A 5249-nucleotide genomic window follows, 5' to 3' on the forward strand; every position below is an offset into this window, starting at 1 on the left:
CAGGGACGAAATGAAGTTTTTCTCTTCCTCCAATGAAGTGGAAAGACTTGCTGCGAGCGTGCCGGATTCCGGCGGCGTTTATTTCGTCCCGGCCTTCACCGGCCTGGGCGCTCCCTATTGGGATCCTCACGCCCGCGGCGCAATCATCGGCTTGACTCGCGGTAGCTCGTCCGCTCACATCGCTCGCGCTGCGCTCGAGTCGATCGCGTTCCAGAGCGCCGAATTGCTCGAGGCGATGCAGAACGATGCGGGCGAGCGGCTCAGCGAGTTGAGGGTCGATGGCGGAGCCGCGGCGAATGACCTGCTGATGCAGTTCCAGGCCGATCTCCTGGGTTGTAAAGTGATCCGGCCAACCGTAGTGGAAACCACAGCTCTTGGTGCCGCTTATCTGGCAGGCCTGGCCGTGGGTTACTGGAACAGTGTCGAAGAGATCCAGCAGCTTTGGGCCACGGAAAAAGAATTCCTGCCGGCAGGAGATCCTGAGCAGATCAGGAAGGGGATCAAAGGATGGGAAAGGGCAATCCATACCGCGCAATCCTGGACAGACGAACTTCCGGAATCAGAATAGTTCAAGTATTATCTTTAAATCCTATAAGTATGTCTCCTTTTATTGCTGAATTTATAGGCACTTTCCTGCTGATCCTTCTTGGAGATGGCGTAGTTGCCAATGTTGTTTTAAAAGATACCAAAGGCAATAACAGCGGCTGGATGGTCATTACTACAGCCTGGGGCCTTGCTGTTTTTGTTGGGGTTACTGTTGCCGGCCCTTATAGTGGCGCGCATCTGAACCCAGCCGTCAGCATTGGGCTGGCTATTGCCGGCAAGTTTGCCTGGGCCCTTGTATTACCCTATGTAACCGCGCAGCTCCTGGGTGCAGCAGCTGGTGCTTTTTTCGTTTGGATCATGTACCGGGATCATTTCAACCGGGATAATCCGCCGGCTTCTATCCTGGCTGTATTCTGTACCGGTCCTGCGATACGCAATTATACCTCCAATATGATCAGTGAGATTATTGGGACATTTGTATTGGTATTTACAGTCTTCTACATTACAGGTGCAGAGATTACCCCGCAGAAAACACCAATAGGTCTGGGTTCAGTTGGTGCGATTCCTGTTGCCTTCCTGGTTTGGGTCATCGGACTTTCCCTGGGTGGAACCACAGGTTATGCCATCAATCCGGTCAGGGACCTTGGTCCCCGCATCATGCACGCTATACTTCCCATCAAAGGCAAAGGTGGCAGCGACTGGGCTTATGCCTGGATCCCTGTCGCTGGCCCTATTATCGGAGCAGCCATAGCTGCAGTAGTTTACTTGGCTTTATGGCCTCTGGCTGCGTAATACCAGATAAACAGGTAGCAAGGCACCATGATCCAGTAGGCTTGCTGAGGATTAACAATATCTGCCAGACGACCGTAGATTAAAGGGATTATGGCCCCACCGGCGATCCCCATGATCAGTAAAGAAGATCCGATTTTGGTAAATCTTCCCAGGCCAGCCAGGGCTAAAGGCCAGATGGCTGGCCACATTAGAGAATTGGCCAAACCTAAAAGAGCTATAAACAATACAGAAGCATAACCATGTGTAAACAGGGCCAGTAGTACAAAAACCACACCGATCAAGGCAAAAACCTTCATGGCCTTTTCCTGAGATAGATATCTTGGAATACAAAAAATACCAATCAGGTAACCCACAATCATGGCCACCAGGGTACAAGTCGTGAAGAATTTCGCTGTAGATAAGGCTATGCCTTGTGAAGCACCATAACTGATGATGGTATCTCCTGCCATCACCTCTACCCCTACATAAATGAATACCGTTAATACACCCAGCAACAAATGCGGGAACTGCATAATACTGGTTTTATTGGTGTTTGCTGCTGCCACAGCCTCGTCTTCTTTATCGGTATCAATCTCCGGTAAGCTGGAGAGATAGACCAACACGGCAAGAATAATCAGCACGACAACAATAATGATATAAGGTAAAATTACGCGTTCTGCCAGTGTATTCAGTTCTGTTGCTTTATCCAGGGCCGTCATACTGGCAATTTTAGCTTTGATTCCGTCCGCATCTTTCAGGGCTACGGTTCCAAGTGCAATCGGCGCAATTGCACCGGCAACTTTATTACAGATCCCCATAATACTGATCCTCTTTGCCGCACTTTCGGGTGCACCAAGAATGGTGATATAAGGGTTAGATGCGGTCTGAAGGATCGCAAGGCCTGTACCCTGGATAAACAGCCCCAGCAGGAACAATTCATAGGTACGGGTTTTTGCAGCCGGAATAAAAACAAGGGCACCTACAGCCATCACCACCAATCCAACTGCCATCCCCTTTTTAAATCCGGTTGCTTTCAATACCCAGGAAGATGGAATGGCCATCACCAGGTAAGAAATATAAAAAGCAAAGGCCACCAAATAGGATTCAAAGTTATTGAGTTCGCAGGCCAGTTTCAGGTAAGGGATCAATACGGAATTGAGCCAGGTTACAAAACCGAAAATAAAGAATAAGGCGCCAATAATAACGATTGGATTCAATGTAAAGCCTGAAGCTGTTTTGGTGGTTGTTGGTTTAGGTATCATTTTAAGTTTAGGTTCTTGAATTCAAATATATCCAGTTTTTTCGATCTATTTCATCGTTTAAAGTGGATAATTCTTTAAAGTATGGATAATTGCCTCAATATAAAACAAAGAAATGGGAAGAATACTACGCAAACGTTTGACCAAACAGACAAATATCTTCACTTTATGCCTCAAATGACCAGATATCAGGGTTGAATACGGTTAAGATCGGACAGAAAGATGCAGAATGAGCACACAAACGTTTGCACCTGATTTGATGGGGTAAAAGCTCCTTACATAAAAGACACAATTTGTTTACGAAATGATCACATCTAAAAAGCCCTTCCGGGCTACTTTAGTGGTCTAATTAGCCTAATTTCGCCTGTCTATTCATGCATTTCTTCACTAAAGACATGTACCCTTCAGCTTCATCCAACATCCGGGAAATTCTCACCAAAGTAGCACAGGGCGACGAACGGGCTTTCACTCTATTGTTTAATCAATATTATGGCCTTTTGGAAAGGCGGATGTTATACCTCACCAAATCTGAGCAGCTGGCACAGGAAATTGCACTGGATGTTTTTTTAAACGTCTGGATCAACAGAAGGGTACTTCAAGACATCACCTGTTTTAAATCTTATTTGCTGATTATCTCCAGAAATCATGCCTTCAATTGCCTGAAGAAGCACAAAAGGGAGGACAACAGAAGAAAGCAATGGATGGAAAACACCGTTCTTTTTTCACCAGAACAGCCGGAAGACACCTTTGATTATTATAGCTGGATAGATGCTGCGGTAGAATCACTTCCACCGCAGCAAAAAAAAGTTTACGTGCTGAGCCGCAGCGATAAAATGAAGCAGGCACAGATTGCAAAAGAATTGGATATTGCACTCGAAACCGTTAAAAAACATATGGTTCTGGCACTGCGCAACATCAAGTCAAGAGCCAGGAATATCGCTATTTAAGCCCGTTGCGCCATCCGTTCTGGTTCAGATAACCAATCAATGCTTCGGGATGGTCCGTTTGGAGCCCTTGTACATCTTCGTGCATCAGCGCTTTCCATTTTGCCGGATTTTCATCCTTACTTTGTGCATCGAGGAAAACACTGACACCTTCTGCTTTCAGCGCTGCCAAAAGCACAGCACCTGATGCTTTATCCACTGCTTTTAAGGAAGTGCTGTCCAGAAAGGCTTTCAGTTCTTCTCTGGTTTGTACATTTTCAGGCAAACGCCCCATAAGTGGCACCTGAGGGGCTGTTTTTCTCCAGGCTTCATACTGACCGGCTTTATTCAAATAAACCAGGATGCTCTTTTCCATCCCCTGCCCTGCGATTTCCTGATAGGCTTGTGCGGCATCCGCATTTTTAAAATCAAGATAGATGTTGATCTTTCCTTTACAAGCTTTCAGGGCTTCTTTGAAGGTTGGAATCTTATACATCTGGCCATCTGTGCTGTTTACCGAGAGTTTTGAGATCTCCTCCCAGGTCAGCGCACTCACCAGACCTTTCCCATTGGTCCTGCCGTCTACCGTTTCATTGTGGCTCAGCATCAGATGACCATCTTTAGTGGTCCTCAGGTCGATCTCTACATAATCTGCTCCAAGCCGAATGGCATCTTCAATGGCTGCAACGGTATTTTCCGGCTTGACCAGATGGCTTCCGCGGTGTGCTATAACCACAAATCCATTTTTGCATTTTGGTAATGTTGCCGAAGACTGCTGGCCAAAGGCCGTAAGGCAATATAAACCTACAGGAATAGACAGAAGGATTTTTTTAATGTTCATATGTTGTGTTTTTCCACTACAGACAACTATTCTTTAAAAAAGAGGTAATCCGGATACCCTATTATTTACGTTTTCTGCGGATCAGCAAGATCATCCCGATCAGGAACAGTGTTCCTGGAATCACACCATAATATACAACCTGTACAATTTTTACACGGGGTTTGGTGAGCTTGATGGTATTGTCTTTAGATTCCGGTCGACTCACATCCACCGGGAATTCTCCATAGGCAAACCAACTGAAAATGCTGACCGCAAGGCCTGAATTGGCGGTGCGTAGGTTGATCCTGGCCAATTCCATATTACTGAAAAAATCGGCATCACCGGATACCAGGATCCGTTGTTCTTTGTTATTTACCTTCCGGGTCAGTGTCAATGCTGTCGGAAATGAGCCCTGCTCATCACCATTTTTCGATTCCACGGTCAGAGCTGCTGAATCCAGGGTAAACTTTCCTTTTTTAAGCCAACTTGTTTGAGCATCTGTGATTAAAATAGGATGAACATCAAAAGGTCCATTATCCTTATAACTTAATGCGGCCGCATCTGGCATCGATACCACAAATTTGTAGGCATAATAAGGCTGTAACCAAGGTGACATGGCTACTGCTCCCGGAGCCAGTAACGGGGTGACCAGGCCATAGGAATAGTCCCGGCTACGCTGAACTAAGGTCCCGTTTAACATTTGGACCCCAAGGGAGTCGAGTAAAGGGTTTACAACGCTTTGTTTGCCAGGCTCGCCTGAAATCATCAGGTTCCCGCCCTCAGCGACATATTTACGGAGCTTAGTCAATGCTGACGCGCTGAAGGCAACCTTTGGATCTGCAATCACTAAGGCGGAAATCTCCTTCGGAATTTCCTCTTTTTCCAAAGACACACTGTCCATGTCAAATCCCTGGTTGATCAGTGAACCCC

General features: G+C 46.5%; 6 protein-coding genes. 3 read left to right on the plus strand and 3 right to left on the minus strand.

Annotated features, from left to right (window positions below; all coding sequences use genetic code 11):
• Positions 1–10: 10 nt before the first annotated feature.
• Both VNZ46_RS21920 and VNZ46_RS21925 read left to right on the plus strand, forming a co-directional pair.
• Entirely contained in the window at positions 11–568 is a 558-nt protein-coding gene (locus VNZ46_RS21920; RefSeq protein ID WP_325562615.1) for an FGGY-family carbohydrate kinase, read from the plus strand.
• A gap of 29 nt (positions 569–597) precedes the next feature.
• On the plus strand, positions 598–1338 hold the full coding sequence (locus VNZ46_RS21925; RefSeq protein ID WP_325562607.1) for an MIP/aquaporin family protein: 741 nt from the start codon (positions 598–600) through the stop codon (positions 1336–1338).
• Here the strand turns inward: VNZ46_RS21925 and VNZ46_RS21930 are convergent.
• Positions 1308–2579 carry a sugar MFS transporter gene (locus VNZ46_RS21930; RefSeq protein WP_133779257.1) on the minus strand — a complete coding sequence of 424 codons (1272 nt, stop codon included), beginning with the start codon at positions 2577–2579 and terminating at the stop codon, positions 1308–1310. The two genes, VNZ46_RS21925 and VNZ46_RS21930, sit on opposite strands and share 31 nt — an antisense overlap.
• 371 nt (positions 2580–2950) lie before the next feature.
• On the opposite strand from VNZ46_RS21930, the gene VNZ46_RS21935 reads away from it, so the two are divergent.
• Positions 2951–3523 (plus strand): RNA polymerase sigma factor, encoded by a 573-nt coding sequence (locus VNZ46_RS21935; RefSeq protein ID WP_325562609.1) that lies wholly within the window; start codon positions 2951–2953, stop codon positions 3521–3523.
• On the opposite strand, the gene VNZ46_RS21940 is transcribed toward VNZ46_RS21935, so the two are convergent.
• Both VNZ46_RS21940 and VNZ46_RS21945 read right to left on the minus strand, forming a co-directional pair.
• The gene (locus VNZ46_RS21940; protein ID WP_325562611.1) at positions 3516–4340 is read right to left on the minus strand and encodes a glycerophosphodiester phosphodiesterase family protein; all 825 of its coding nucleotides are present in this window, start codon (positions 4338–4340) and stop codon (positions 3516–3518) included. The two genes, VNZ46_RS21935 and VNZ46_RS21940, sit on opposite strands and share 8 nt — an antisense overlap.
• Before the next feature lie 61 nt (positions 4341–4401).
• Positions 4402–5249 (minus strand): Gldg family protein (locus VNZ46_RS21945; protein ID WP_325562613.1); only part of this gene is annotated, 848 nt, incomplete at its 5' end.

This window comes from Pedobacter sp., from assembly GCF_035566355.1.
Lineage (GTDB): Bacteria > Bacteroidota > Bacteroidia > Sphingobacteriales > Sphingobacteriaceae > Pedobacter.